The following is a 25,267-nucleotide window of genomic DNA, read 5'->3' as shown; positions in this document are numbered from 1 at the left end:
AGAACATCCACGCTCCTGTGCAGACGGAAACCCGTGCATGCTCATCTCACGACGGTGGATCCGCCCTGCTTGAGAATGCCGCTCGCCAGCACAACGCCTGAGGTCGCCAGAATGATACCGATCCAGGCGGCGGGACTGGGGGTTTCGTTCAGAGCCGGGATGGCGAGAAGGGCCGCAAGCACGATGGACAGGGGCGACACGGCCGCCGCACGCGAGGCGCCAAGGCGATCGATGGCGATGCCATAGAGGACGATCCCCGCCACCCCGGACAGGAGGCCCTGAAGAAGCGCCTGCAGAATGATCGGCCCCGCCAGACCTTTGCCGAACGCGTGGACTAGAGGCGGTACACCGAGGGGCAGGAGGATGAGGAACGACCACATACCGATCAGGGCAGCGGCCTGCAGGGCCGACAAGCCGGAGCGGCGGTAGGCATGGGTGTAGACACCCCACAGACAAGCGCCGGTGAGCAGCATTAGATGGCCGCGCCAGGCACCATTGCCCGCAAGCAGCACGCCGTAGCCAGTGATCGACAGGATGCCGATCAGGATCAGGGCGAAGCCGAGGATCCGGACGCCCGCAAGCCGCTCTCCGAAAACCAGCCAGCCGATGAGGGCCACGAAAAGCGGCATGGTGCCCGGCAGGAGCGGACCGATCTCCGCCGCAGGCGCAAACTGCATGCCGAATGCGACGATGAGAAAGAACGGAGCACCGGAGCCGAGAAGGCTAAGGCCCTTCAGCAGACTCAAGCCTTTCGGGAAGAAACCGATGCGCCAGACCACCGGCGCCAGCACTAGGGCCGGGACCCCGAAGCGCAGCAGGCCCACGGCTGCGGGCGGCAGATCGTGCGTGACCGCATGACGGGTGGCGACGGCCCACAGGGCCCAGATCGTCACGGTGGCGAGCGCCGCCAGCCAGTCGACGAGAGCGGGACGGGCGGAGGGACGTGCTGATGCGCAGGCGAGATCGGACATGGCAAGCTTCCTTCGATGCCTTTGAGCATAGGCTTGCGGGGCAGGGCATGTCCTTGCGAAGTTCAGCTTGCTTGAGGCCTGTTCTTGGCAGAAGATTGCGCGAGAGTAACCCTGTGGTGAGTCCATGCCCTATATCGATCTCGACGGTATCGATCTGCGGATCCTCTCGGCCCTGCAGGCCGATGGCAGGCTGACGAATCAGGAACTGGCCGATCAGGTCGGCCTCTCGCCCTCACCGTGCCTGCGCCGGGTGCGACGCCTCGAACGCGATGGCTTCATCCGTACCTACCGGGCGGTGCTCGACCGGGAATCCGTCGGTCTCGGGCTGACCGTCTTCGTGGACATCAAGGTTGAAAAGCATTCCCGCGAGAATGCGAAAGGCTTGCAGGAGGCGCTCACCGCCCTGCCGGAGGTGGTCGCCTGCCACATGGTGTCCGGCAGCGCCGACTTCATGGCCGAGATCGTGGTGCCGAACCTCAAGGCCTATGAACGCCTGCTCACCGAGAAGCTCCTGACCCTGCCGATGATCGGCGACATCCGCTCCAACTTTGCCCTGACCCGGGTGAAATCCGACGCGGCCCTGCCGCTCACTCATCTGAGGCGGGAAGGGGCAAAGCCGGAGCCGGATTGCTGAGGCAGGGCTCTCATGCCGGACTGCCGGATTGCGGTGCCAGCATCTTCCGGATCTGCGCCTTCAGCCCTTCCGTGTCCTTGACTGGCAACGAGCAGCGCTGACCGGCGCAGACGAGGGCTTGGGCGTCCGCGCCTGAAGCGGTAAGCGCCTTGGCCGGGTGGTTGTCGTCCAGCGCTTCGCCTTCACGCAGGAGGCGGACGCTGCGGTCCGGGTAAGGGATCTGCAGGGCCGTCTCATGGAGGGCTTCGGCGTTGTTTCCCGTGACGACGATGCTCAAGCCCCTCAGGTGCAGGTCGAGGGCGTTAAGGATCGAGGTGTGGCCGAGGGGCGAGGCGCGGGCCATGCTCACGAGCCGGCTCAGGACGTCTCTCGCCCGCTCGATGTCGTCGGCCGCCTCGGTGATCTGCGCCAGCCGGACGAGGGCCTCGGCGAAGACGCCGTTGGCGTTCGGGACCGCCTCGTCATAGGTCGGCTGCGGTCGCACAACGAGAGGGTCCGCCCCCTGGGCGGTCATGGCGAGGCAGCCGGTCTCTTCCATCATAAACTCGTTGAGCAGGACGTCGCGCCAGGTTTGCGCATCCCGGAGATAGGAGGCTTCCGACGTCACCTCGAAGAGCGCGAGCGCGGCTCGCATCATGGCGGCATGGTCGAGGGCGAAGCCCGGAAAGATCAGGGAACCGCCGCGCCAGGAATGACCGAGCTGACCGCTCCGGCTCATGGACTCAGCCACGAACCGATAAGCCCGTTGCGCAAGGACGACCCAATCCGGTCGGTCGAACAGGGGAGCGGCGCGCACGAGAGCCCCGATCATCAGCCCGTTCCAATCCGCCAGCACCTTGTCGTCCAGGCCGGGCCTGACCCGCGCCTCGCGACGCTCCAGCAGCTTCGTCCGCATGGCGGCGATTCGCTCTTCGACCGCGGGCGGCGCTTCGCCGGAGATGAGCCGGTTTGGGATATTGTGGCCTTCGAAATTGCCCGCTTCCGTGATGTCGTAGACCTTCGCGAAGAAAGCGGCATCCTCCTCGCTTAAGGTCTCGCGGATCTCGGGCAGGCTCCAGACATAGAACCGGCCTTCCTCGCCTTCCGAATCCGCATCGAGGCTGGACGCGAAGGCGCCCTCGGGCGTCACCATCTCCCGCTCGAGCCAGGTGACGATGCCCTCGGCCGCCTGCCGGAAGAGGGGGCGGCCGGTCTCCGCAAACCCCAGGGCGTAGAGCTCCAGCAGCTGCGCATTGTCGTAGAGCATCTTTTCGAAATGCGGCACGAGCCAGCGCTCGTCGACGGAATAGCGGGCAAAGCCGCCGCCGAGATGATCCTGGATGCCGCCGAGCGCCATGCGCTCCAGGGTGAGGAGAAAGCGATGCCGCGCCGCGCCGTCATTGCTGCGGCCAGCATAGCGAAGGAGATATTCGAGGATCGGCGGGTTGGGAAATTTCGGCGCTCCTTGAAGCCCGCCATGTTCCGTGTCGATCAGCTCCGTCAGGCGTAAGCCCATCCGGTCGAGATCGGCAAGAACGAGCACGCCGCCATCGCCCACCTCGACCTTGGCGAGGTGCTGCTTGATGGCATCCCGGTTCTTGGAAACCCGCTCCGGCTCCGCATGATAGAGGCGGTTGATCTCGCGCAGCACCTGGACAAAGCCCGGCCGGCCGAAGCGCGGCTCTTTGGGGAAATAGGTGCCGCCCCAGAACGGCTCGCCCTCCGGCGTGAGGAACATGGTCAACGGCCAGCCGCCGGGCTCGCCCAGAAGGTGCAGGGCGCTCATATAGACATGATCGACGTCGGGCCGCTCCTCCCGGTCGACCTTGATATTCACGTAGAGCTCGTTCATGACCTCGGCGACGCCCGCATCCTCGAAGCTCTCGTGCGCCATCACGTGGCACCAGTGGCAGGCGGCATAGCCGATGGAGATCAGGATCGGCTTGCCCTGTCGCTTGGCCTCGGCCAGAGCTTCAGGTCCCCACTCCCACCAATGGACAGGATTGTCCCGGTGCTGCAGGAGATAGGGGGACGAAGCGTCCTTGAGGCGGTTCATGAATCCTGCTCCTGATTCCGGGGTAACTCGGCCGGGCTGATCGATCCGTGTTCCGGATGCCTGTTTGTTGTTAGGGCTTTGCCGGAGTTAAGTCCTGTTCTCCTCACGAGGTTCACGCCCATGCGTTCCGACGATACGATCTTCGCCATCGCTTCCGGTCACGGCCGGTCCGCCGTGTGCCTGATCCGGATCAGCGGACCTGAGAGCCGTAACCTCCTTGAGCAGGTGACAGGCGGGTTGCCGGAGCCCCGGCGCGCCGTGGTGAGAACCCTGCGCGATCCAAGGACCGGCGATCCTCTCGATCAGGCTCTCGTGCTCTGGATGCCGGCGCCGGGGAGCTTTACCGGCGAAGACCAGGCCGAGCTGCACATCCATGGCGGTCTCGCCACCCGGGCCGCCGTGCTGCGGGCCCTCTCTTCGATCGAGAACTGTCGTGCGGCCGAGGCCGGCGAGTTCACCCGCCGGGCCTTCCTCAATGGGCGTATGGACCTCTCCCAGGTGGAGGGGCTCGCCGACATCATCGATGCCGAGACGGAGGCCCAGCGCCGTCAGGCTATGCTCCAGCTCGGCGGGCGTCTCGGCAATGCCGCCGAGGGGTGGCGCGAGAACATCCTGCAGGTTCTGGCGCTGCTGGAAGCCAGCCTCGACTTTTCGGACGAAGGCGATGTTCCGGAGGATCTGGAGGCCGACATCCTGCGGATGATCGACCGGATCCAGGGGGAGATCAGCCGGGCCTTGGCCAACCGGAGCGGCGAGCGTTTGCGTGAGGGTCTCACCGTGGTGCTCGCCGGCCCGCCCAATGCCGGTAAGTCGACGCTCCTCAATGCGCTCGCCCAACGGGATGTCGCCATCGTGTCGCCGATCGCCGGCACCACCCGGGACGTGATCGAGGTCCATTGCGATCTCGGCGGCCTGCCGGTGATTATCGTCGACACGGCGGGCCTGCGGGAAAGCGCCGACCTGATCGAGCAGGAGGGCGTGTTCCGCGCCCGCGCCCGCGCACATGACGCTGATCTCGTGCTGTGGCTCGTGCCGCCGGACGGGGAGGAGAGTGCACCTCCTCCGGCGCGGCGCCTCGTGAGGGTCGGGACCAAGGCGGATATGGGCGGCGCCCGGAGCGACTGCGACGTGATGATCGCGGCCGCGACCGGGGAGGGACTGCCGGAATTGATCGCACGCCTTGAGACGGAAGCCGCGAGCCTGATGGGACAGGGGGATGCGGTGATCACCCGCGAGCGTCATCGAAAAGCCTTGGACCGCGCCCAAGGATGCCTGATCCGCGCACGGGATATGCTGACGAGCCGGGGACCTCTGGAGCTTGCCGCGGAAGAGGCCAGGCTCGCCGTCCGTGCCATTGGGGAGATTACTGGACGGGTGGATGTGGAGGATGTGCTCGACCGCCTTTTCTCCAGCTTCTGCATCGGCAAGTAAAATCTCCAAGTAATCCGGCGCGGTAACCTTTTCGCGAATCTGTGAGACCTCCGATTTCGGCTGTTCACGAATCGGTGGAAGGGTGCTGAATCCGCCCTGCACAGGCTGTGGACCAGCTGTGCAGGACTGGGGATCGCTCAAAATGTTTCACGTGAAACATTTTGCCCTTTTGACCTTGTGCCCGGCGCTGCGTAGACCCCTTGTCATGGAAACCATCATGAGTTCTTCGTTCGATGTGATCGTCGTGGGCGGCGGCCATGCTGGCGCCGAGGCGGCCGCGGCTGCAGCGCGTATCGGCGCGCGCACGGCTCTTGTCACGCACAAGGTCTCGACCGTTGGCGCCATGTCCTGCAACCCGGCCATCGGCGGCCTCGGTAAAGGTCATCTTGTCCGTGAGATCGATGCCCTCGACGGCATCATGGGCCGTATCGCCGACCGGGCCGGAATTCAGTTCCGTCTTCTCAACCGCCGCAAGGGCCCAGCCGTGCGTGGCCCTCGCACCCAGGCCGACCGCAAGCTCTATGCCCGCGCCATGCAGGCGGAGCTTCTGAACACCCCGAACCTCACGATTGTTGAAGGTGAGGCCGACGACCTTGTCGTTCAGGAGGGCCGGATCGCCGGCCTGCTGCTCACCGACGGGCGGCAGCTCGGGGCCGGCGCCGTGGTCATCACCACCGGCACCTTCCTGTCCGGCTTGATTCATATTGGCGAGAAGAAGATCCCGGCCGGACGGATGGGCGAGCGCCCGTCACTAGGCCTGCCAAAAACCTTCGCCCGGCTCGGTTTCACGCTTGGCCGCCTGAAGACCGGAACCCCGCCCCGCCTCGATGGCCGCACCATCGACTGGGCCGGTGTCGACAAGCAGGCCGCCGATGACGAGCCGGTGCCGTTCTCCCTGCTCACCACACGCATCACCAACGCGCAGATCGAATGCGGCGTTACCCGCACCACCGCCAAGGTGCACGCCCTAATCCGCGATAATCTGCACCGCTCGGCCATGTATTCGGGTGAGATCCAGGGGATCGGGCCGCGCTATTGCCCCTCCATCGAGGACAAGGTGGTGCGATTCGGCGACCGGGATGGCCACCAGATCTTCCTGGAGCCGGAAGGTCTCGACGACATCACCGTCTATCCCAATGGCATCTCCACCTCTCTGCCGGAGGATGTGCAGCTTGAATTCCTCAAGCACATCCCCGGCCTGGAGAAGGTGCACATGCTCCAGCCGGCCTATGCCATCGAATATGACTATGTCGACCCGCGCAATCTCACGGCCGGGCTTGAGACCAAGGCCGTGCAGGGGCTCTTTCTCGCCGGCCAGATCAACGGCACTACGGGTTATGAGGAAGCGGCCGCTCAAGGGCTGGTGGCCGGCCTCAACGCCGCCCGCCGGGCTTGCGACCAGGACGGCATCATATTCGACCGGGCCGAATCCTATATCGGCGTGCTCGTCGACGACCTGATCACCCGTGGCGTGAGCGAGCCCTACCGCATGTTCACGTCCCGGTCCGAGTATCGGTTGAGCCTGCGCATCGACAATGTGGACGAGCGCCTGACCGGCAAGGGCCTGGAGATCGGCTGCGTCGGCTCAGGACGCGAGGCGCATTTCCGGAACGGGCAGGAGGAGATCCGGGAGACCCGGCAGCAGCTTCAGACCCTCGCCCTCACCCCCAAGGAGGCGGCGCGGCATGGGCTGGAGTTGAACCAGGATGGCATCCGCCGCTCAGCTTATCAGCTCCTGTCCTATCCCAGCATCGGCTGGTCCGACCTGGGGCGGATCTGGCCGGATCTGGCTGCGGTGAGCGCTCCCGTTCGCGATCGCCTGGAGACGGACGCCACCTATGCGGTCTATCTCGACCGGCAGCAGGCGGATATTGCCGCTTATCGGCGCGATGAAAGTGTAGTGCTGGAGGAAAGCATCGATTTTCAGGGTCTCCCCGGCCTGTCGAACGAGATCAAGGCCAAGCTTGACCGGGTTCGTCCCAGAACCATCGGGCAGGCAGCCCGCATCGAGGGGATCACGCCCGCAGCTCTGACTCTCCTGGCTGCCCATGCCCGCAAGGCACCCGGCCGTGCGGCCCGTTCTTCCAATCCGGTGTAGGCATGACATCCCGGATATCGGCATCTGACCTGAATGTTTCACGTGAAACATTCGAGAAGCTTGAGCTGCTGGAGCGGGAGCTTCGCCGCTGGCAGGGGATCAAGAACCTTGTCGGCCCAGCCACGCTCGATCAGATCTGGGAGCGTCACATCGTCGATTCGCTCCAGCTTCTTGACCTCGCCCCTGAGGCGAAGACATGGCTCGACCTCGGTTCCGGGGCTGGATTCCCGGGTCTCGTCCTTGCCATTGCGGGGGTGGAGAGGGGCCTGAAGGTGCATCTCGTCGAGAGCAATTCGCGCAAATGTGCCTTCCTTCGCCAGATTGCGCGCCTGACTGGCTCTGCCGTGACGGTGCACGAAGCGCGGCTGGAGACCGTCATTCCAGGCTTCGTCGGCAAGGCCGATGTGGTCTCGGCCCGCGCCCTGGCCGCGCTCGATCAGCTTCTGGATTGGACCGCGCCGTTGTTGAAAGCGGGGACAATCGGCCTCTTTCCCAAGGGTCGCGACGCCGAGATCGAATTGACCGAGGCCAGGAAAAAGTGGACATTCGAGGCGGAGACCTTGCCGAGCTCGACCGATTCCAGCGCCAGGATTCTTCGCATAACCTCCATTGAGAGCCATTCATGATGACCGACCGCAACGGACCCGAAGCAGGCGCGCGTGGGGTGAAGCCGCGCGTTCTCGTGCTCGCCAACCAGAAGGGCGGCGTCGGCAAGACCACGACGGCGATCAATCTCGGCACGGCGCTCGCCGCCATCGGCGAGCGGGTGCTGATCATCGATCTCGATCCGCAGGGCAACGCCTCGACGGGCCTCGGCATTGACCGGAAGAACCGGCAGACCTCGACCTATCATGTGCTTGCCGGCGAAGCCTCCCTAGAGGAGAGCATCACCGAGACAGTGGTGCCCGGATTGTCGGTCGCACCGTCGACTCTCGACCTCCTCGGCATCGAACTGGAGATCGCCAACGAGCGGAACCGGGCTCACCGCCTCCGCTCGGCCATTCAGGAACTTTCAGCCTCTGAGGTAAGCGAACCTTTTACCTATGTTTTGATCGATTGCCCGCCATCGCTTAATCTTCTGACCATCAACGCCTTGACCGCTGCTGACGCAGTTCTAGTGCCGTTGCAATGCGAATTTTTTGCTCTGGAAGGCCTCAGCCAGCTGCTCAAGACGGTTGAACAGGTCCGTTCAGCCCTCAACCCGGAGCTGACGATTCACGGGGTGGTGCTGACCATGTTCGACCCGCGCAACAACCTGTCGGGCCAAGTCGTAGCCGACGTGCGCCAGTTCATGGGTGCCAAGGTCTACGAGACCATGATCCCGCGCAACGTGCGCGTGTCCGAGGCGCCATCCCACGGCAAGCCGGTTCTGCTTTACGATCTGAAATGCGCCGGCTCGCAGGCTTATCTGCGTCTGGCCTCCGAAGTCATCCAGCGCGAACGCGCGCTGCGCGCCGCTTGAGAGCTTGAGAGACCACAATGGCTAAAGAGACGAAATCGCTGGGCCGTGGATTGGCTGCCCTCATCGGCGAAGTCGGGGAGGAGATGGGCAATCTCGAGCGCAAGGGCTTCGTGCCGAAATCCGTGCCCGTGGAATTCCTGCGCGCAAACCCGCGCAACCCGCGCAAGGTCTTCGACGATACGGATCTGAGCGAGCTGACCCAGTCGATCAAGGATCGCGGCATCATCCAGCCCATCGTCGTGCGACCGATCCCCAACAGCATCGACCAATACGAGATCGTCGCCGGCGAACGCCGCTGGCGCGCGGCCCAGAAGGCTGGATTGCACCGGGTTCCGGTGGTTGTCGTCCATATCGACGACAAGACCTCGCTCGAATACGCGATTCTTGAGAACGTCCAGCGCGCCGACCTCAACCCCATCGAGGAGGCGGAAGGCTATTCGCGCCTGATGGCCGAGTTCTCCTACACGCAGGAAAACCTCTCCAAGATCATCGGCAAGAGCCGCAGCCACATCGCCAACATGCTACGCCTCGCCGAGCTGCCGGTGACCGTGCGCAAGCTGCTGATCGACCGGCAGATCACCGCCGGCCACGGCCGCGCCCTGCTCTCCGTCAACGACCCGGTCCAAGTGGCCAAGCGCGTCGTCGACGAGGGCATGAGCGTGCGCCAAGTCGAGGAGATCGCTCAGGCAGATTCAGGCAACGCGTCGAAGGCTGCCGCGAAGGCGGCCAAGCCCGGCCCGACGGAGAAGGACCCCGACACTCGCGCTCTCGAAAAGGCCCTGCAGGACGTGCTCGGTCTGACCGTCAGCATCGATCACAAAGGCCAGGGCGGCGAATTGCGCATCAAGTACAAGACCTTGGACCAGCTCGACGGTCTGTGCCGTCGGTTGAATCCGTAATTGTTACACGGCCTTCTCTCGCACAACCTCAACCTGAGGAGCAGACATCAGTCTGCTTCTCGAACGAGGTTCCAGTGTACTCTGGACGCTCCTTCGAGACGAATTGCTAGCGCAATCCTCCTCAGGATGAGGACAATACTTTCTGTAAAGAGAAGTCGCTCAGATCTACCGCCGCGCCGTTCGGGCGATGTCGAGCAGGGTCTTGGCCGCGATCGTGTCGCCGAGATCGGCCATGCGGCGGGTCTGGAGCAGATTGGCCTGCAGAAGCGTGATCGCGTTCTTCAGGCTGTCGCCAGTCCACCGCTGGAGATGACGCTCGACCAGGGGCTTTCGCCGAAAATGCAGGCTGCGCATGGTCTCCATGACGGCCGGGATCGGGCGTCCTTCCTCGACGGAGAGGCGGGCCGTGAGCAGCATCATGGCATGGCGGAGCGCCGCGCCGAGCAGCACGCTCGCGTTCACGCCTTCGGCCGCGAGACGACGGGAGCCGGTCTCGAGGCCTGTGCCTTCACCGGCAAAGGCGGCGTCGATCACCGCATCCATGGCAAGGCTCGACACGTCGCTCATGATGGCGTCCACATCGGCCAGCGTAATCTCCCGCTGGCCATGGGCATAGAGCATCAGCTTGTTGAGTTCGCCGCGGGTGGCGAGGCGGTCGCCGCCGAGGCTCGCGATCAGGGCCGTGCGTGCGTCGCGCTGGATCGAAAAGCCGCCTGCCTTCAAGGCCTCGTCGACGACCGCGCCGAGATTTCTCGCCTCGTCCGCATAGCAGGGCAGGGCGAGTGCCTTCTGAGAGCGCTCGCAAAGGGTGCGCAGAGGGGACGATTTCTGCAGATCGCCGCCTTCAATGACGATCACCGTGTCCTGCAACTCGCCTTTGAGAACCGCGTCGACGGCCGGCGCGATGTTGCGCGAGGTGGATTTCACCCAGATGGCGCGCTTGCCCCCGAACAGCCCCATGGTGCCGGCTTCGTCCGCCAGACGTCCGGGATCGGCCGCGATGTCATCGCCGTCGATGCGGATCATCTGGAACGGATCGGACGCGTCGTCCACGGAGCGCTCGGCCACCATCCGGGCGCGCTCGTTGATGAGGCCCATGTCGGGCCCGTAGAACAGGAAGACGCCGATGCGCGGATCGGGACGCCGTAGCGCCCCTTCCACGTCGCCGGCTTTCACCGCCACCATGACGTCAGGTTCGGGTGGCGAGCACCGCCGACAGCCGGGTTCTCACCTGATCGGCCAAGTCCTTGGTCAGCCTGATCTCGGCATCGCGCGCCGCCCGGATATTGGCGAAACGCTGCGGGAAGCGGTCGAAGCTCGCGCTGGAGGTGGCGGTGCCCTGGGTGATCACCGTGGCACCGTCGAGGCTGGTGAGCGTATAGGTCAACGTTCCGCCGACAATCACCGAGCTTGCCGTGCCGTACTGCGTGTCGACAACCGGGCTCGTCTGCGATTTGGTGAAGGCAAGACGCAGGTTGTAGCGCTTCGGTGTCGCCGAGCCCGAGCCATTCAGGGCATAGATCAGCTCGCTGCGCAGGTAATGGCCCGCATTGGCCAGCTGAGGCGGCCATTCCACCTCCGGCACGTCGATGGAGGCAAGCTCCGTCTGGAGCGATTGCCCGGACGCCGTCGGGCCGTGGAGAGGCCGAAAGCAGGCGGACAGGCCCAGAGAGAGGCCTGCCACGACAACGAAGTGGGCAAGGCCCTTCAGGTTAAGCGACGACATTCACGATCCTCTGGGGAACGACGATAATCTTGCGGGCGGGCTTGCCCTCCATGGCCTTCTGAACGGCCTCGAGAGCAAGCACGGCAGCCTCGACTGTAGCCTGATCCGCGTCGCGGGCAACCGTCACGTCGGCCCGCTTCTTGCCGTTCACCTGCACCGGCAGGGTGACCGTGTCCTCGACCAGCAGCGAGCGATCCACCTGCGGCCAGGGGGCATCGGCCACGAGGCCGGATTGACCTAAGCCCTCCCAGCATTCCTCCGCCAGATGCGGCATCATGGGAGCGAGCAGCTGCACGAAGATGCGCCCGGCTTCGACAAAGGCTGCGCCGACGCCCGGCTCGTCGGCACTCTTGGCCTGGTTCGCCAGATCCTGCAGCGCGTTGGCCAGCTCATAGAGATGCGCGACGCAGCGGTTGAAGCGCAAGCGCTCCACATCTTCTTCCACGGCGGCGAGCGCCTTGTGGGCGGCCTTGCGCACGGCGAGCGCAATCGGCCCCTCGGCCGCAGCACCCTTACCGCTGCCCATACGGTCCGCGATCTCGCCGATCAGGCGCCACACGCGCTGGATGAAGCGGCCTGCACCCTGCACGCCCTCCTCGGTCCAGATCACGTCGCGCTCCGGCGGGGAGTCGGACAGCATGAACCAGCGGGCCGTGTCGGCCCCATAGGACGCGATGATCTCGTCGGGATCGACCGTGTTCTTCTTCGACTTCGACATCTTCTCGATCGAGCCGATTTCGATCGGGGCGCCGGTCTCCACATGGAAGGCCTTGCGCGTGCCGCCTTCAGTCTCGAAGCGCACGTCGGAGGGCAGCACCCAAGCGCCGCTCTGGTCCTTATAGGTCTCGTGCACCACCATGCCCTGCGTGAACAGGCCGGCGAAGGGCTCGTCGAGGCCGGCATGGCCCGTCTTCTTCATGGCGCGGGTGAAGAAGCGCGAATAGAGCAGGTGCAGGATCGCATGCTCGATGCCGCCGATATACTGATCGACCGGCAGCCAGGAATCGACGGTCGCGCGATCCGTCGGCTGATCGGTTAGGGTCGGGTCGGTAAAGCGCGCGAAGTACCAGGACGAATCCACGAAGGTGTCCATGGTGTCCGTCTCGCGCCGGGCCTTGGCGCCGCATTGCGGGCAACTCACGTTCTTCCAGCTGGCGTGACGGTCGAGCGGATTGCCCGGCACGTCGAAGGACACGTCCTCCGGCAGCACCACCGGCAGCTGATCCTTCGGCACCGGCACGACGCCGCAGGCATCGCAATGGATCACCGGGATCGGGCAGCCCCAGTAGCGCTGGCGCGAGATGCCCCAGTCGCGCAGGCGGAAATTCACCTTGCGCTCAGCCACGGAACGGTTGCCGCGGGTCTCGGCTTCCAGGCGACGGGCGACCTCCTCCTTGGCTTCGGCGATGGTCATGCCATCGAGGAAGCGGGAATTGATCATCCGGCCTTCGCCGTCATAGGCCACGTCGGTGATCACGAAGGCAGCCGGGTCCTGGTCCGGCGGGCACACCACCGGGGTGTTGCCCAGGCCATATTTGTTGACGAAATCCAGGTCGCGCTGGTCATGCGCCGGGCAGCCGAAGATGGCGCCGGTGCCGTATTCCATCAGGATGAAGTTCGCGACGTAAACCGGCAGGGTCCAATTCGGGTCGAACGGATGCTCAGCCCGGATGCCGGTGTCGAAGCCCAGCTTCTCGGCCTTGTCGATGGCCTCCTGGGCCGTGCCGACGCGCTTGCACTCCTCGATGAAGGCGGCAAGCTCCGGGTTCTTCTCGGCCGCAGCCCGGGCCAGCGGATGGTCGGGTGCCACCGCCATGAACTTCGCGCCGAACAGGGTGTCGGGGCGCGTCGTATAGATCTGCAGCTCGGTCTCGTTGTTCGGCACGGTGTCGGGCTTCAACGCGAAGCGCACCAGCAAGCCCTCGGAGCGACCGATCCAGTTGCGCTGCATCAGGCGCACCTTCTCGGGCCAGCGGTCGAGCGTGTCGAGCCGCTCGTCGAGATCCTGGGCGAAATCGGTGATCTTCAAAAACCACTGGGTCAGCTCGCGCTGCTCCACCAGGGCGCCCGAGCGCCAGCCGCGCCCGTCGATCACCTGCTCGTTGGCGAGCACCGTATGGTCCACCGGATCCCAGTTGACCTTCGCGGTCTTGCGGTCGACGAGGCCGGCTTCCAGGAAATCCAGGAACATGCGCTGCTGGTGCCGGTAATAGCTCGGATCGCAGGTGGCGATCTCGCGGCTCCAGTCGATGGCCAGGCCCATGCTCTGCAGTTGGGCGCGCATGGTGGCGATATTGGCATAGGTCCATTCCTTGGGGTGGACCTTGTTCTGCATAGCGGCGTTCTCGGCCGGCATGCCGAAGGCGTCCCAGCCCATTGGGTGGAGCACGTTGAAGCCGCGGGCGCGCTTGTAGCGCGCCACCACGTCGCCCATGGTGTAGTTGCGCACGTGGCCCATGTGGATGCGCCCCGACGGATAGGGGAACATCTCGAGCACGTAGTATTTCGGACGCGGATCGTCGTTGTTGGTCTTGAACAGGTCGCGGTCGTTCCAGACCTTCCGCCATTTCAGCTCGGCTTCCTTGGCGTTGTAGCGCTCGGGCCTCATTTTTCTCAAATCATCCGTCGTTTAGGGATTCAAGCGGCTTGCGCCGCCACGTTGCGGCGGACTAGGACACAGCTCTCCCGCGCGGTCAACGGTTTCGCGTGTAGGAGACGATCAGGTTTTGCTCTGGTGTCATCTCCGGCGGCCCGAAAGGGCCGGGAAGGGGATCCATAGCGCGGCGCCTGACCGTGGATTCCCTTCCCCTGCCATGGCTATCGCCATCTCCGGCCGGGGATGACAGGGCAGAACGAGAGAGGGTCCCATGAGCGAGAACGACGCAGTCGAAGGCTTAAAGCAGGTGCAGGAGAGCATCCGGCGCTCCGCCTCCGATTACGACCGCGACCCATCCTCCATCACCCTCGTGGCTGTTTCAAAAATCTTTCCAGCCGAGGCTATCGAGCCGGTGCTTGCCGCAGGCCAGCGGGTGTTCGGCGAGAACTACGTGCAGGAAGCCAAAGCCAAGTGGCCCGCTCTGCGTGAGCGTTACCCGGACGTGGAGCTCCACATGATCGGTCCGCTCCAGTCCAACAAGGCCAGGGAAGCGGTGGAGCTCTTCGACGCGATCCACACCCTCGACCGCCCATCGCTGGCGGAGGCACTGGCCAAGGAAATCGCCAAGCAGGGGAAGAAGCCGCGCCTCTTCGTGCAGGTGAATACCGGCGAGGAGCCGCAGAAGGGCGGGGTGATCCCCACCCAGGTCGATGCCTTCCTCGAGGCCTGCCGCACGAAATACGGCCTAGCGATCGAGGGCCTCATGTGCATCCCGCCGGCCGAGGACCCGCCGTCACCCCACTTCGCCCTCCTCAACACCATCGCCCAGCGTCATGGCTTGAAGTTGTTGTCCATGGGCATGAGCGCGGACTTCGACGCGGCGATCCAGTTAGGAGCCACCCATGTGCGGGTGGGCAGCGCGATTTTCGGGAGTCGGCCGGGGCTTTGAGGCGGCGCTAGTCAACCATCAAGACGACGTCGAAGCTTTTTGTTTTCCTGCTCCAGAAATAGAGGGACGTTCGGCCATTGCCGATCCACAAAATTCCCGGATTTTTCAATATCACGCGACTGGGATATTCGTCGCAACTTGCATCGTTGGCACTAGCAGGCATGCCGCAAATGGTATCCCAAGTGCGTGGTTCGGCATATCTAAGGCCGTCCGATGCCTCCACCAAATCTGTGTCGAGCACATGAATTCGGCCCTTCAGGATTGCGATCAGACCAAAAACCCCGTCGGATTTCCTGACAGCGATCAAAGCCTTGTCCTTCCGTCCATCGCCATCGAAGTCGGCTTCGATCATCGCGGGATCGACCGATTCAGGAGATACATTCGCAATACGGGCCTTCTCCTCCTCGGCCGTCAGTGCGCGCCAATTCCCCAGGTTCTGGGCCAGGGCTGCCGAGCCATCCATTCCCAAAGCACCGATGCTCAGGAACGCGTGCAGACATAAGGTGCGAGGTTTCATGATCAGGACAGAGCCTCTGATAGGAATCTATCCAGTAATATAGACGACCAACATGGAGGCATGCGTGAGATGGCGCACAACCCGACCGGACTGAAAGCATAGTCGGTGGCTTCCCGTTGCATCCGCGGCCTTTTCCGATTAAGCCTCACGTACTGATCCGCGTTCGAACCAGGGAGGGCTGCATGATTGAAGCGATGCATCAACGCACGTTCGGCCCTGGGCACGCCCTGCAGCAGCTTGTTGCAGGGCCGGCCATCGAACGGATCTGACGGTCTCTCAAACCACCGCCTCCATCTCTTCTGGTCAGCTCTGAACGGCTTTCCGTGCCTAACATCCGCAAGGATCCGGCGCGTCTGACACGTTCACGATTTTCGCGCTCCTTGAGGCCAAGGCCCGAGCGCGCTGCACCAGAGACCCCATCCATGACTTCCCTGAACCTTCGCAATGTCGGCGTCGTTGCCCACACGCCCCTGTTCCAGAACCTGAACCTCGTCATCGGCGAGGGCGACCGCCTTGGGCTGGTCGCCGCCAACGGCGCCGGAAAATCCACGCTTCTCAAATGTCTCGCCGGCCACATGGAGCCGACCGAGGGAGACATCATCGGCTCCCGGGGCCTGCGCGTCGCGCTGGTGGAACAGGACGTTCCCGCCGCTCTGCTCGACCTGTCGCTGCACGATATGCTGCTCACCGCGCTTCCAGCGGATGAGCGTGTCACCCAGGAATGGCGCGTCGACATGGTGCTCGACGAGTTCGATACGCCGGCCGATCTGCGCAGCCTCCCCATGCGGGCGCTCAGCGGCGGCTGGCAGCGGCTCGCGCTCATTGCCAGGGCCTGGATCACCCAGCCCGACATGCTGCTGCTCGACGAGCCGACAAACCACCTCGACCTCGAGAAGCTGTTCAAGCTCGAATCCTGGATCAACAATGCGGGCTATACCGCGCCCATCGTGGTGGCGAGCCACGACCGCGACTTTCTCGATGCCTGCACGAGCAAGACGCTCTTCGTGCGGCCGGAGGAATCCATTGCTTTCGCGCATCCCTACCGACGCGCCCGCGATCTGCTGGAGGCGCACGATGCGGCAGCGCAGGCGCAGCGGGAGAAGACCCTGCGCGAGGTCAAGCGCCTGCGCCAGAGCGCGCAAGAACTGCGCAATGTCGGCATCAACAGCGGCAGCGATGCTGCGCAGATCAAGTCAGCGCAGATCAAGCGCCGGGCCGACGCTTTGGAGCAAACCGCGCGTTCCCTGCACAGGGAACGGTCGGGCGAGATCCGGCTCGGCAATCGCGGCACCCATGCGCGGGTGCTCATGGCGCTGGAGAACGTGACGGTGCACACGCCCGATGCGCGCAAGCTCTTCACGATCCCCAAGCTCGAGGTGGCGCAGGGCGACCGCATCGTGGTGCTGGGCCGCAACGGCGCCGGCAAGTCGCAGCTGATCGGCCTGCTGCACCGGGCGATGCGGTTGCCCGACGGCTCGCCCGGCATTCGGGTGAGCCCGAGCCTCGCTCTCGGCTACGTGGATCAGGACATGCGGCAATTGCCCGACAAGGCGACGGCGCACGACTTTATCCTGTCGCGGTTTCGCCTGGGCGATCAGCGCAGCCGCGCGGTTCTGGCGGAGGCGGGCTTTTCCATCGAGCGGCAGGGGCTGCCGATCGCCAGATTGTCGCCGGGCCAGAAGGCGCGGCTCGGGCTCCTGGCGCTGCGGTTGTCCGAGCCGAATTTCTACCTTATGGACGAACCCACCAACCACGTGGACATTCCAGGGCGCGAGCAGCTGGAGGCCGAGATCCTCGACGCGGAAGCCACCTGCATCGTGGTCTCTCACGACCGCAGCTTCGTCAACGCCATCGGCACCCGCTTCCTGCTCATCGACAAGGGGAGACTGCGGGAAATCGACGGGCCGGCGGCGTTTTACGAGAGCATGCAGGGGTGATCGACGGCGACTGAACACAACCCGTTATGCCCGGCCCTGCGCCGGGCATTCACGTCTTGGATCCATCAAGTCTCCCTCTGGCCTCATCCTGAGGAGGATTGCGTGAGCAATCCGTCTCGAAGGAGCATCCAGGGTGTACTGAAGCCTCCTTCAAGATGCCGCTTACAGCGGCTCCTCAGGATCAGGTGAGTGTTTCCTAAAACGTGGATGGCCGGAACGAGTCCGGCCATTATGGCGAACCGAAATGCGGTATCTATCGAAGTCGCCGCAGGATTGCCCGCCCCATCACATCCGCGCTGCCGGGCTCGAATTCGAGGTAGAGATACGGATCGATCAGCTCCAATTCCATCAGTGTGAAACCGCTGGATCGAACAAGCCCGTCGACGCGGGCGTAAAGCGGCGTTTGCGGCAGAAAATCGATATAGGCCTGTGCCGCGTCGATCACCTCGCGGCTTACCGCGACGCGCTCATAGGTGATGCCGTATTGCGGATTGGCCCGCCATTCGCCGGCTTTAAGCACGCGACGCACCGCGTGGGAGAACGCGCCATCGATGAAGGTCATGGTCGTCTCGCCGAGCGCCCCGATATCGGCTTGAAATTCCTGCAGCAGAACTTCGCCGGGCATGCTCTCGAGCGACCATTGGGCCCGCTCCGCATGATCCAGTTTCTGGATGCCGTGTCCGTTCTGGCTGGAGACCGGTTTGAGCACGGCGGTGCCCCAGCCCTCAGACTCCATCCGCTGCGCGATCGTCTCACGGCTGGCGTCGGCTAAGTGGAAGGTCTTCGGCACGGCCAACCCCGCCGCAGCCAGCTCAAGCAGATAGGTCTTGCGGAAATTCCAGCGCAGGAGTTCGGGAGGATTGAGCAGCCTGGCGCCCTCGGCCTCCAGCGCATCGATCCAGGCAAGGAAGCGCCCGGGATCGCCGTAATAATCCCAGCAGCACAGGGGAAGCACCGCGTCGGTTGCGATGAAGGTCTCCAGTGGCGTCGTCTTCCAGGGCAGATAGGCCGCGTCCATGCCTTGTGCCTTCAAGCTGTTCACCAGGGCCTCAAGGTTTGGCGTCGGATGCGGGTACTCGGAACAGGTGGCGACCAGTATCATGCGGTCAGCCCACGATCTCGATGCGCGTGTTCGGCCCGATCCGCTCCAGAAGTCGCCAGATCATGCGGCGCTCCACGGCCACGCAGCCTTCCGTGGGCAGGAAGCCCGGGCGGGCGAGGTGCAGGAAGATGGCGCTGCCGCGGCCCTTGATGTTGGGGCGGCGGTTCCAGGCGATGTCGAGCACCACGTCGTAGAGGTGGTCGTCCCGCCACATCTTTTCGTGGCTCGTCGGGCAGGGCAGGGGGACGAGGCGGTTGTAGCGGCGGTCCCGCACGTCGTCGGACCAGCCGTCACCGGGCCGGATCGCCTTCAGGGGCAGGCCGGTGCGGGGGCGGGGGCCGTGATCGGCCCGGTAGAAGGCTTGGAGGATTTTGAACCGTCCCACCGGCGAGGCGCCGTCGCCCTCGCGCTTTGCATGGCGCGTGCCGGAGCGGCCGAGCGCGCAAGGAATCGCGAGGTTGCCCGCCTGCAGGCGTCCGCGCCGGTGGTCGAGCGGGGAGCGGAAAACACGGATAACATTGACGCGAGAGTGTTTCATCGGCAGTGGAAGGGCCTCGGACGCCCCTTGTTGTCAAGCTGGGAATGACTACTCTTATGCGTCGAGCATGATCCGCAGCTCAAGGCTCGCGCCGGCATTCAGCCAAGGCGGCGATATTCGATCCGGATCATGAGCGGCGACAGGGGGCGAACGAACCGGCTTCAGGCTTGAGGGTTTTCGTCTTCGGAAGGCCGCTTCTGCCATTTTGCGGTTCATCGTGTGAAGGGTTTCAGATGTCGAATGCCAGCCGCCTCCTCGTCGTCGATGACGATCAGGATCTGCGCGACACCCTAGCCGAACAGCTCGGATTCCATGACGAGTTCCAGATCACCATCGCCGAGACGGCCAATGGCGCCATCGAGGCCGTGAAGGGCGACCGGATCGATCTCGCTATCATGGATGTGGGCCTGCCCGACATGGATGGCCGCGAGGCCGTCAAGCTCATGCGTCAGAACGGCTTCCGCAGCCCGATCATCATGCTCACCGCGCAAGGCTCCGAAACCGATACCGTGATGGGCCTGGAGGCGGGCGCCAACGATTATGTGGTGAAACCCTTCAAGTTCGCCGTGCTGCTCGCCCGCATCCGCGCGCAGCTGCGCCAGTACGAGGCGAGCGAGGATGCGGTGTTCCAGATCGGGCCCTACATCTTCCGCCCCGGCTCCAAGATGCTCACCACCGAGAAGGGCTCCAAGCTCAAGCTGACGGAAAAGGAGACGGCGATCCTACGCTATCTCTACCGCGCCGGCCAGGCGGTGGTCGGGCGCGACACCCTGCTGACCGAGGTGTGGGGCTATAACTCCAACGTCACCACCCACACGCTCGAAACCCATATCTACCGCCTGCGCCAGAAGATCGAGACCGATCCCTCGAATGCCAGCATCCTGGTGACGGAGCCGGGCGGCTATAAGCTGATCCCGTAAAACAACCACCATGGCGCTCGAAGACGACATCGCGATCTTAAGCCAGGCTCCGCTGTTCAACCTGCTGGAGAAGGATGCCCTGCGCCTTGTGGCCTTCGCGTCGGAAACCCGCAGCTATCGCGAGGGCGATGTGCTGTTCAAGAAGGGCGACCGCTCCGACGGCGGCTATGTGGTGACGCGTGGAGCCATCGCGCTCGATGCCGCCGAGGATGGCTCGCCGGCAGCCTTCGTGGCCGGACCCGGCGCGCTGGTCGGGCAGGCGGCCCTGTTCGCCCGCATCGAGCGCCGCGCCACCGCCACCGCGCAGGAGCCCTCCACGATCGTCCGCGTGACGCCCAGCCTCATGCGCCGGGTGCTCGAGGAGTTCCCGGACGCCGCCGCGGCGATCCACGAGGCCATGGCCGACGAGCTGACACGCCTCACGGAAGGCCTGGAGCGCGTGCGCCAGCAGCTTCTCGCCATCGACGGCGGGGACAACACCCCGCCAGAGCAGCCGGACGAGGCGTAAGGGGTTTATCCCCCCTCACGCCGCCTTGACGTCGGACAGGAAGACGTCGACTTCCCGGCTCAGCTTATCGGCGTAGCGGGCCAATTCCTGCGCCGCGTCCAGCACCTGAACCGCCGCAGCGCCGGTTTCGCCTGCACCGTGCTTCACGCTATCGATGCTCTGCGTCACCTGGCCGGTGCCATGAGCCGCCTCCTGGACGCTGCGTGAGATCTCGCTTGTGGTCGCGCCCTGCTGCTCCATGGCGGCGGCGATGCCGGTGGAGATGTTGGAGATCTGATCGATGACCGTCTGGATCCCGTGGATGGCATCCACGGCTTCCTGCGTGGCGCCCTGGATCTGGGCGATCTGCGAGCCGATCTCCTCGGTGGCCTTGGCGGTCTGGGTGGCGAGGTTCTTCACCTCGGAGGCCACGACCGCGAAGCCCTTGCCGGCCTCGCCGGCGCGCGCCGCCTCGATGGTGGCGTTGAGGGCCAGGAGGTTGGTCTGGCTCGCGATCGTGTTGATGAGGGCGACGACCTCGCCGATCTTCTGCGCGCCGTCGGCGAGCGCCTGCACGATGCCGTTGGTGCGCTTGGCGCTCTCCACGGCCTCGAATGAGATCTGCGACGACTGGGTGACCTGCCGGGCGATCTCCCGGATCGAGATCGACATCTCCTCGGTGGCGGCCGCCACCGTCTGCACGCTGCCCGAGGTCTGCTCGGCCGCGGCCGCGACGCTGACCGATTGCTGGTTGGTCCGCTCGGCCGTGGCCGTCATGGTCTGGGCAGTGGCCTCCATCTGCGAGGCGGCGGCGGCAAGCCCCTGCGTCAGGGCCGACACATTGGATTCGAACTGACGGGTCAGGCCATCGAGCCTCAAAGCGCGCTGCATCTTGGCATCGCTCTCGGCGGCCTGCTCAACCGCAAGCCGCTGACGCTCGACCGTGTTCTCGCGGAAAACCTCCACCGCGCGAGCCATTTCGCCGATCTCGTTCTTCGAGGCGAGGTAGGGCACCGTCACGGCGGTATCGCCATGGGCCAGATCGTTCATGGCCGCGGCGAGCTTCGGGATCGGCCGGAACAGCATCCGGGCCGAGAGGATCGCCGCCAGGGTCAGCACGAGAACGGCCGCGAGCGACACCATGCCCATCTGCCACATGAGGCGGTTGGCCGAAGCCTCGAGCGCCGTGACCTGGAACCCGCTGCCGAGCACGCCCAGAACCTGTCCGCTCTGACCGAAGACCGGCAGGTTCACCAGGAGGTAATCGCCGCCGAGGATCTTGGCTTGGCCCACATAGGTGCCGCCGCCCGACACGATGGGGAAGACCACGCCCTTGCGGTCCATGGCTGTGCCGACCGCGCGCGTTCCATCGGGGTTGCGCATGTTCGTGGCGCGGCGGATGAAGTCTCCGCTCGCCTTGTCCTTCACGAACAGGGTCGCGGGCGCCTGGGTCGCTTCGGCGATCCGGTCGGCGAGCTCATCGCTGTAGAACACCGCATCGTCCTTCACCGTGATCCCGGTGACGGCGCCGGTGGCGTCCTTCTTGACCGTCAGGCTGTCGATGGAGCCGCGCAGGATGCCGACGAAAGTCCGCACATTGGATTGCAGCTGCGCCAGCGCCTTGCTCTGGACGTCAGAGCGGGTCTGAAGGGACACGACCGCAAAGAGAGCGGCGGCGGTCATCACGACGAAGGCCACCATGGCGGCGGTGGTGAGATGGGAAAGCTTCCGGTTGGCGAGGAACTGCACGACTATTGACCTTAGGGAAAGTTGTGCAGCGTGTTTCGCAAATGAAGGTTAATAACCTGTCAAAGGCGACCGCACGCGAAACCCTACGATCCCAGGATCTCTTCGATGAGCGCAACGACCTGGGCTGCTTCCTCAAACGTCGCCAGCCGATGGGGCCGGCCTTCCAGAAGCAGGGCAAGCTCCGCGATCTGGTTGGCATCGGCCCGCGCGGGCGCGATGTCGCCGCTCTCGTGAGTCAGGCGGTACCACTCGCTCATGACGGCCGCGCTTTTCGAGCCCTTCACCTCGAAGCGGTTGAACTCGTCCTGGTCGCCGTCCACGGCGGCGTCGATGGTCATGGTCGCGGAGGCAAACCGGAGCACGGCATGGACCCGTGTTTCCGTGCCCACGGGTCCGCGCTCGACGGTGCATTCCGCGAGGCGCCCCGGGCCGAACAGGCGCACGGCCAGAAAAGCAAAATGGGAGACGACCTCCCGGGTGAACCCGCCCTGCTCGGGGCCGGCAAGCCATGAGGCGGCGCCCTGCTGCCACTCCCTGGGCCATTGGCGGAAGCGCAGGGTCAGATGGGCCGACAGGTTTTCGCCAAAAGCCCCGGTGTCGACCAATTCCTTGAGGCGGAGAGCCGCTGGAGCGGTGGCGAAGGGAAAGTTGACGGCGGCCGGAATGCCCGCCCGCGCAACCGCATCGACACAGGCCCGGGCCGCTTCCGGCGAGGCGGCGAGCGGCTTCTCGCACAGGAGCGCCTTGCCGGCATCCGCTACTAACCTGACGATCTCTTCGTGAGTCGCGGGAGGCGTCGCCACATAGACGCAGCCGACGGACGGGTTGCCGACGAGTTCGGCGACGCTGCCTGCCATCGGGATTATCATGTCCGTTGCCGCCGGATCGTAGGCGGCCACGATCCTGAAGGCGGGATTGGCCCTGATGCTTTCCGCGAGGCGCCGCCCCATCGTGCCGAGGCCGACAATTCCAATGCCGTACATATTCAAGAATCCGCCAGGAGGGTGTGAGGTTTGGACGCGTGGCCTACAGCTCCAGCACCGCCGTCACGGGGGCATGGTCCGAGGGGCGCTCCCAGCCGCGGGTGTCGCGGGTGACGTCGATGGTGCGCAAGGTATCCTTCAGGCCTTTCGACACCCAGATGTGGTCGAGCCGGCGGCCCTTGTCGGCGGCGGCCCAGTCCGGCGAGCGGTAGCTCCACCAGGAATAGATCTTTTCGGGCTCGGGGCGCAGGATCCGCATGGCGTCGATCCACTCCGCCTCCTGGCGCAGCTCCTCGAACATCTCGGTTTCCACCGGGGTGTGGCTTACCACGTCGAGGAGCTGCTTGTGGCTCCACACGTCGTGTTCGAGGGGCGCCACGTTGAGGTCGCCGACGAGGATCGACGGCCCTAAGGTCGGCTTCGCCTTGCTGCCCCATGCGCGCATCTCGGCCATGAAATCGAGCTTGTGGCGGAATTTCTCGTTGATCTCGGGATCCGGGATGTCGCCGCCGGCAGGGACGTAGAAGTTATGGATGGTCAGCCCCGCGGCGGCCTTGGCCTCGCGGCTCAGGGTCACGGTGATGTGGCGGGCATCCTGGCGGCCGCACATCTCCATCACGCTGGTCTCGGCAAATGGATAGCGGGACAGTATGGCGACGCCGTTATAGCCCTTCTGGCCCATATGGACCACGAAGGGATAGCCGAAGGCCTGGAGGTCCTTCAGGGGCAGCTTGTCGTTCGGGCATTTGGTCTCCTGCAGGCACAGGATGTCGGGGCGGCGCTCCTTCAGGAAGCGGCCCACCTGATCGATGCGTAGGCGAACGGAATTGATGTTCCAGGTCGAGACGGTCAGTTGCACGAGATAGGCCCCTTGGAAGACCCTGTTCGGCTACGACAGATTCGGCCCGGAGGGAAGGGTACCCCGTGTCATCCCGGGCGTTCCTGAGAACCGGGAAGAGGATCCATTAATACAGTCTTCTCACGTCATCACCGGCCTTGTGCCGGTGATCCCGACTGCTTCAAGCGCAACACTCGTCTCATCGAGATGGCCGGGACAAGCCCGGCCATGACAAGAAAGTATAACGCTTCAAACGGTGGCTACCGGTTGTTGCCCGCGCCGATGACGACCTCGTACTGGATCTTGAACAGGTCCTGGTCGATGCGTCGGTCGCGCTCGACCTTGCCCAGCACCACCACGGTCTGGAACCCTTGCGCGTCGATGATGCGCCACTGGTTCAGGCTCTCCACCTGCGGGTCGAAGTAGAGTGTGATCCGCGAGGTGCCGCCCAGCGTCGACGTATCCTCCAGGTTGATCCGCACCGCGTTGCCGTCGTTGGTGATGCCGGTGATCTTGATGTCCTGGCCGAGATTGACCCGCTCGCGCAGGAGGAATTTCAGGGGCGTCTGCGAAATGGAATAGAGGTCCTGGGTGGCGAGCTTGCGGTCGCGCACCGCCACCGAGCGGCCGTCGGCGACCACCTGCAGGGTGGCGGGCGGATCGTACTCGAAGCGCACCTTGCCGGGCCGCTGCAGATAGAGCGTGCCGCCCTGCCGGCGCCCGTCGCCGCCGACCTGCGTGAAGTCCGCCACCATGGTGCTCAAGTTGGTGAAGAACGCATTGGCCCGCTCCACCACGACGCTGTTGGGCAGCGGCTGGTTGAGGGCCACCGGAATCGCCGAGGCGGTCACGATGGGCTTCGGCGTGATCGCGATGGGCTCAAGAGCCGCTTCGGGCTCCTCCATGACCGGACGGCTCGGGGGCAGGGGGGCCGTCATGGCGAGAACCTGCTCCGCGTTGGCGGGCCTGGGGATCAGCGGCCGGGCCGGCTGAGCCGCATGGTGCGAGGATCCCGCGTGACGGAAGGAGGCGGTCGGCAGGGGCGCGGCCGTGCGGCTGAAGCCTTGAGCGGCGGGCCGCACGGGTGGGAGGATCATCTCGATCGGAAGCATCTGCCCCATGGCCGGCAGGATACCCGCACACGCGGACAAGGCCGAGGCCAAAGCGACAACAGGGAGGGGACGCATCCGAAGAATCTCCTGACCGGAACGATTATGACCGCGGCTTGGCCATTGCATAGGGCTCAACAATGACGCAGGGGCGTGGCCAAGGTTCCGGATACGAGACGTTAATCCTCTCCCGCCCCATGAGATTCAAGCAGAATCTCTCTTTTCCCGGCGTGGTTTGCGGGACCGACGATGCCCTCCTGCTCCATGCGCTCCATGAGCGAAGCCG

23 protein-coding genes are annotated in these 25,267 nt (G+C 64.6%); 10 read left to right on the top strand and 13 right to left on the bottom strand.

What is annotated here, in order from left to right; all coding sequences use genetic code 11:
- Window positions 1-41 precede the first annotated feature (41 nt).
- Window positions 42-971 (bottom strand): DMT family transporter, encoded by a 930-nt coding sequence (locus JKL45_RS16030; protein WP_201862579.1) that lies wholly within the window; start codon window positions 969-971, stop codon window positions 42-44.
- A gap of 124 nt (window positions 972-1,095) precedes the next feature.
- Between JKL45_RS16030 and JKL45_RS16025 the strand changes: the two genes are divergently transcribed.
- Window positions 1,096-1,605, top strand: coding sequence for an Lrp/AsnC family transcriptional regulator (locus tag JKL45_RS16025; RefSeq protein ID WP_201862578.1), 510 nt, complete (start codon window positions 1,096-1,098; stop codon window positions 1,603-1,605).
- Window positions 1,606-1,615: 10 nt separating this feature from the next.
- Here the strand turns inward: JKL45_RS16025 and JKL45_RS16020 are convergent, their stop codons facing one another.
- Window positions 1,616-3,640 carry a thioredoxin domain-containing protein gene (locus JKL45_RS16020; RefSeq protein ID WP_201862577.1) on the bottom strand — a complete coding sequence of 675 codons (2,025 nt, stop codon included), beginning with the start codon at window positions 3,638-3,640 and terminating at the stop codon, window positions 1,616-1,618.
- Between the two features lie 120 nt (window positions 3,641-3,760).
- Here JKL45_RS16020 and mnmE point away from each other — a divergent pair, with 120 nt between their 5' ends.
- From mnmE to JKL45_RS15995, 5 genes are all read left to right on the top strand, one after another.
- The gene (mnmE, locus tag JKL45_RS16015; RefSeq protein WP_201862575.1) at window positions 3,761-5,071 is read left to right on the top strand and encodes a tRNA uridine-5-carboxymethylaminomethyl(34) synthesis GTPase MnmE; all 1,311 of its coding nucleotides are present in this window, start codon (window positions 3,761-3,763) and stop codon (window positions 5,069-5,071) included.
- A gap of 217 nt (window positions 5,072-5,288) precedes the next feature.
- The gene (mnmG, locus tag JKL45_RS16010) at window positions 5,289-7,169 is read left to right on the top strand and encodes a tRNA uridine-5-carboxymethylaminomethyl(34) synthesis enzyme MnmG (protein ID WP_246498574.1); all 1,881 of its coding nucleotides are present in this window, start codon (window positions 5,289-5,291) and stop codon (window positions 7,167-7,169) included.
- A 2-nt stretch (window positions 7,170-7,171) separates the two neighbouring features.
- Window positions 7,172-7,795, top strand: coding sequence for a 16S rRNA (guanine(527)-N(7))-methyltransferase RsmG (rsmG, locus tag JKL45_RS16005; protein ID WP_201862573.1), 624 nt, complete (start codon window positions 7,172-7,174; stop codon window positions 7,793-7,795).
- A complete protein-coding gene (locus tag JKL45_RS16000) occupies window positions 7,792-8,631 on the top strand; it encodes a ParA family protein (protein ID WP_201862572.1) in 840 nt (279 codons plus the stop codon). The genes rsmG and JKL45_RS16000 overlap by 4 nt, the downstream gene beginning before the upstream one ends.
- Window positions 8,632-8,648: 17 nt before the next feature.
- Window positions 8,649-9,530, top strand: a complete 882-nt coding sequence (locus JKL45_RS15995) for a ParB/RepB/Spo0J family partition protein (protein WP_201862571.1) — start codon at window positions 8,649-8,651, stop codon at window positions 9,528-9,530.
- A 165-nt stretch (window positions 9,531-9,695) separates the two neighbouring features.
- Here JKL45_RS15995 and holA read toward each other — a convergent pair whose 3' ends face one another.
- Genes holA through leuS form a run of 3 tightly spaced genes read right to left on the bottom strand, consistent with a single transcriptional unit; the run spans window position 9,696 to window position 13,864 of the window.
- Window positions 9,696-10,715 carry a DNA polymerase III subunit delta gene (holA, locus tag JKL45_RS15990; RefSeq protein ID WP_201862570.1) on the bottom strand — a complete coding sequence of 340 codons (1,020 nt, stop codon included), beginning with the start codon at window positions 10,713-10,715 and terminating at the stop codon, window positions 9,696-9,698.
- Window positions 10,716-10,719: 4 nt separating this feature from the next.
- Complete coding sequence (gene lptE / locus JKL45_RS15985) at window positions 10,720-11,256, bottom strand: LPS assembly lipoprotein LptE (RefSeq protein ID WP_201862569.1); 537 nt, start codon at window positions 11,254-11,256, stop codon at window positions 10,720-10,722.
- Window positions 11,243-13,864, bottom strand: coding sequence for a leucine--tRNA ligase (leuS, locus tag JKL45_RS15980; RefSeq protein ID WP_201862567.1), 2,622 nt, complete (start codon window positions 13,862-13,864; stop codon window positions 11,243-11,245). Before leuS ends, lptE begins: the two co-directional genes overlap by 14 nt.
- Before the next feature lie 259 nt (window positions 13,865-14,123).
- Between leuS and JKL45_RS15975 the strand changes: the two genes are divergently transcribed.
- Entirely contained in the window at window positions 14,124-14,801 is a 678-nt protein-coding gene (locus tag JKL45_RS15975) for a YggS family pyridoxal phosphate-dependent enzyme (protein WP_201862565.1), read from the top strand.
- A gap of 7 nt (window positions 14,802-14,808) precedes the next feature.
- Here the strand turns inward: JKL45_RS15975 and JKL45_RS15970 are convergent, their stop codons facing one another.
- The gene (locus JKL45_RS15970; RefSeq protein ID WP_201862558.1) at window positions 14,809-15,318 is read right to left on the bottom strand and encodes a hypothetical protein; all 510 of its coding nucleotides are present in this window, start codon (window positions 15,316-15,318) and stop codon (window positions 14,809-14,811) included.
- 422 nt (window positions 15,319-15,740) lie between these two features.
- Here JKL45_RS15970 and JKL45_RS15965 point away from each other — a divergent pair, with 422 nt between their 5' ends.
- Window positions 15,741-17,255, top strand: coding sequence for an ABC-F family ATP-binding cassette domain-containing protein (locus tag JKL45_RS15965; protein ID WP_201862556.1), 1,515 nt, complete (start codon window positions 15,741-15,743; stop codon window positions 17,253-17,255).
- 253 nt (window positions 17,256-17,508) lie between these two features.
- Here the strand turns inward: JKL45_RS15965 and JKL45_RS15960 are convergent, their stop codons facing one another.
- Both JKL45_RS15960 and JKL45_RS15955 read right to left on the bottom strand, forming a co-directional pair.
- Window positions 17,509-18,357, bottom strand: coding sequence for an ATP-grasp domain-containing protein (locus tag JKL45_RS15960; RefSeq protein ID WP_512699582.1), 849 nt, complete (start codon window positions 18,355-18,357; stop codon window positions 17,509-17,511).
- 4 nt (window positions 18,358-18,361) lie between these two features.
- Window positions 18,362-18,895: a L,D-transpeptidase family protein gene (locus JKL45_RS15955; RefSeq protein ID WP_201862552.1), complete on the bottom strand. Its 534-nt coding sequence runs from the start codon at window positions 18,893-18,895 to the stop codon at window positions 18,362-18,364.
- Between the two features lie 233 nt (window positions 18,896-19,128).
- Between JKL45_RS15955 and JKL45_RS15950 the strand changes: the two genes are divergently transcribed.
- On the top strand, window positions 19,129-19,815 hold the full coding sequence (locus JKL45_RS15950; protein ID WP_201862550.1) for a response regulator transcription factor: 687 nt from the start codon (window positions 19,129-19,131) through the stop codon (window positions 19,813-19,815).
- Between the two features lie 10 nt (window positions 19,816-19,825).
- Window positions 19,826-20,323: a cyclic nucleotide-binding domain-containing protein gene (locus JKL45_RS15945; RefSeq protein ID WP_201862548.1), complete on the top strand. Its 498-nt coding sequence runs from the start codon at window positions 19,826-19,828 to the stop codon at window positions 20,321-20,323.
- A gap of 15 nt (window positions 20,324-20,338) precedes the next feature.
- Here JKL45_RS15945 and JKL45_RS15940 read toward each other — a convergent pair whose 3' ends face one another.
- The 5 genes from JKL45_RS15940 to JKL45_RS30815 all read right to left on the bottom strand — a co-directional run.
- Window positions 20,339-22,051: a methyl-accepting chemotaxis protein gene (locus JKL45_RS15940; RefSeq protein WP_201862546.1), complete on the bottom strand. Its 1,713-nt coding sequence runs from the start codon at window positions 22,049-22,051 to the stop codon at window positions 20,339-20,341.
- An 83-nt stretch (window positions 22,052-22,134) separates the two neighbouring features.
- Window positions 22,135-23,034, bottom strand: coding sequence for a Gfo/Idh/MocA family protein (locus tag JKL45_RS15935; protein ID WP_201862545.1), 900 nt, complete (start codon window positions 23,032-23,034; stop codon window positions 22,135-22,137).
- A gap of 43 nt (window positions 23,035-23,077) precedes the next feature.
- Window positions 23,078-23,893 carry an exodeoxyribonuclease III gene (gene xth / locus JKL45_RS15930; protein ID WP_201862544.1) on the bottom strand — a complete coding sequence of 272 codons (816 nt, stop codon included), beginning with the start codon at window positions 23,891-23,893 and terminating at the stop codon, window positions 23,078-23,080.
- A 239-nt stretch (window positions 23,894-24,132) separates the two neighbouring features.
- The gene (locus JKL45_RS15925; protein WP_201862543.1) at window positions 24,133-25,059 is read right to left on the bottom strand and encodes an outer-membrane lipoprotein carrier protein LolA; all 927 of its coding nucleotides are present in this window, start codon (window positions 25,057-25,059) and stop codon (window positions 24,133-24,135) included.
- Between the two features lie 101 nt (window positions 25,060-25,160).
- The coding region (locus tag JKL45_RS30815; RefSeq protein ID WP_376771045.1) for a DNA translocase FtsK at window positions 25,161-25,267 on the bottom strand (107 nt) is incomplete at its 5' end.

Origin of the sequence: Microvirga soli (genome assembly GCF_016734765.1) — a bacterium.
GTDB classification, from domain to species: Bacteria; Pseudomonadota; Alphaproteobacteria; order Rhizobiales; family Beijerinckiaceae; genus Microvirga; species Microvirga soli.
This window is presented reverse-complemented; position numbering and strand designations above follow the sequence as displayed.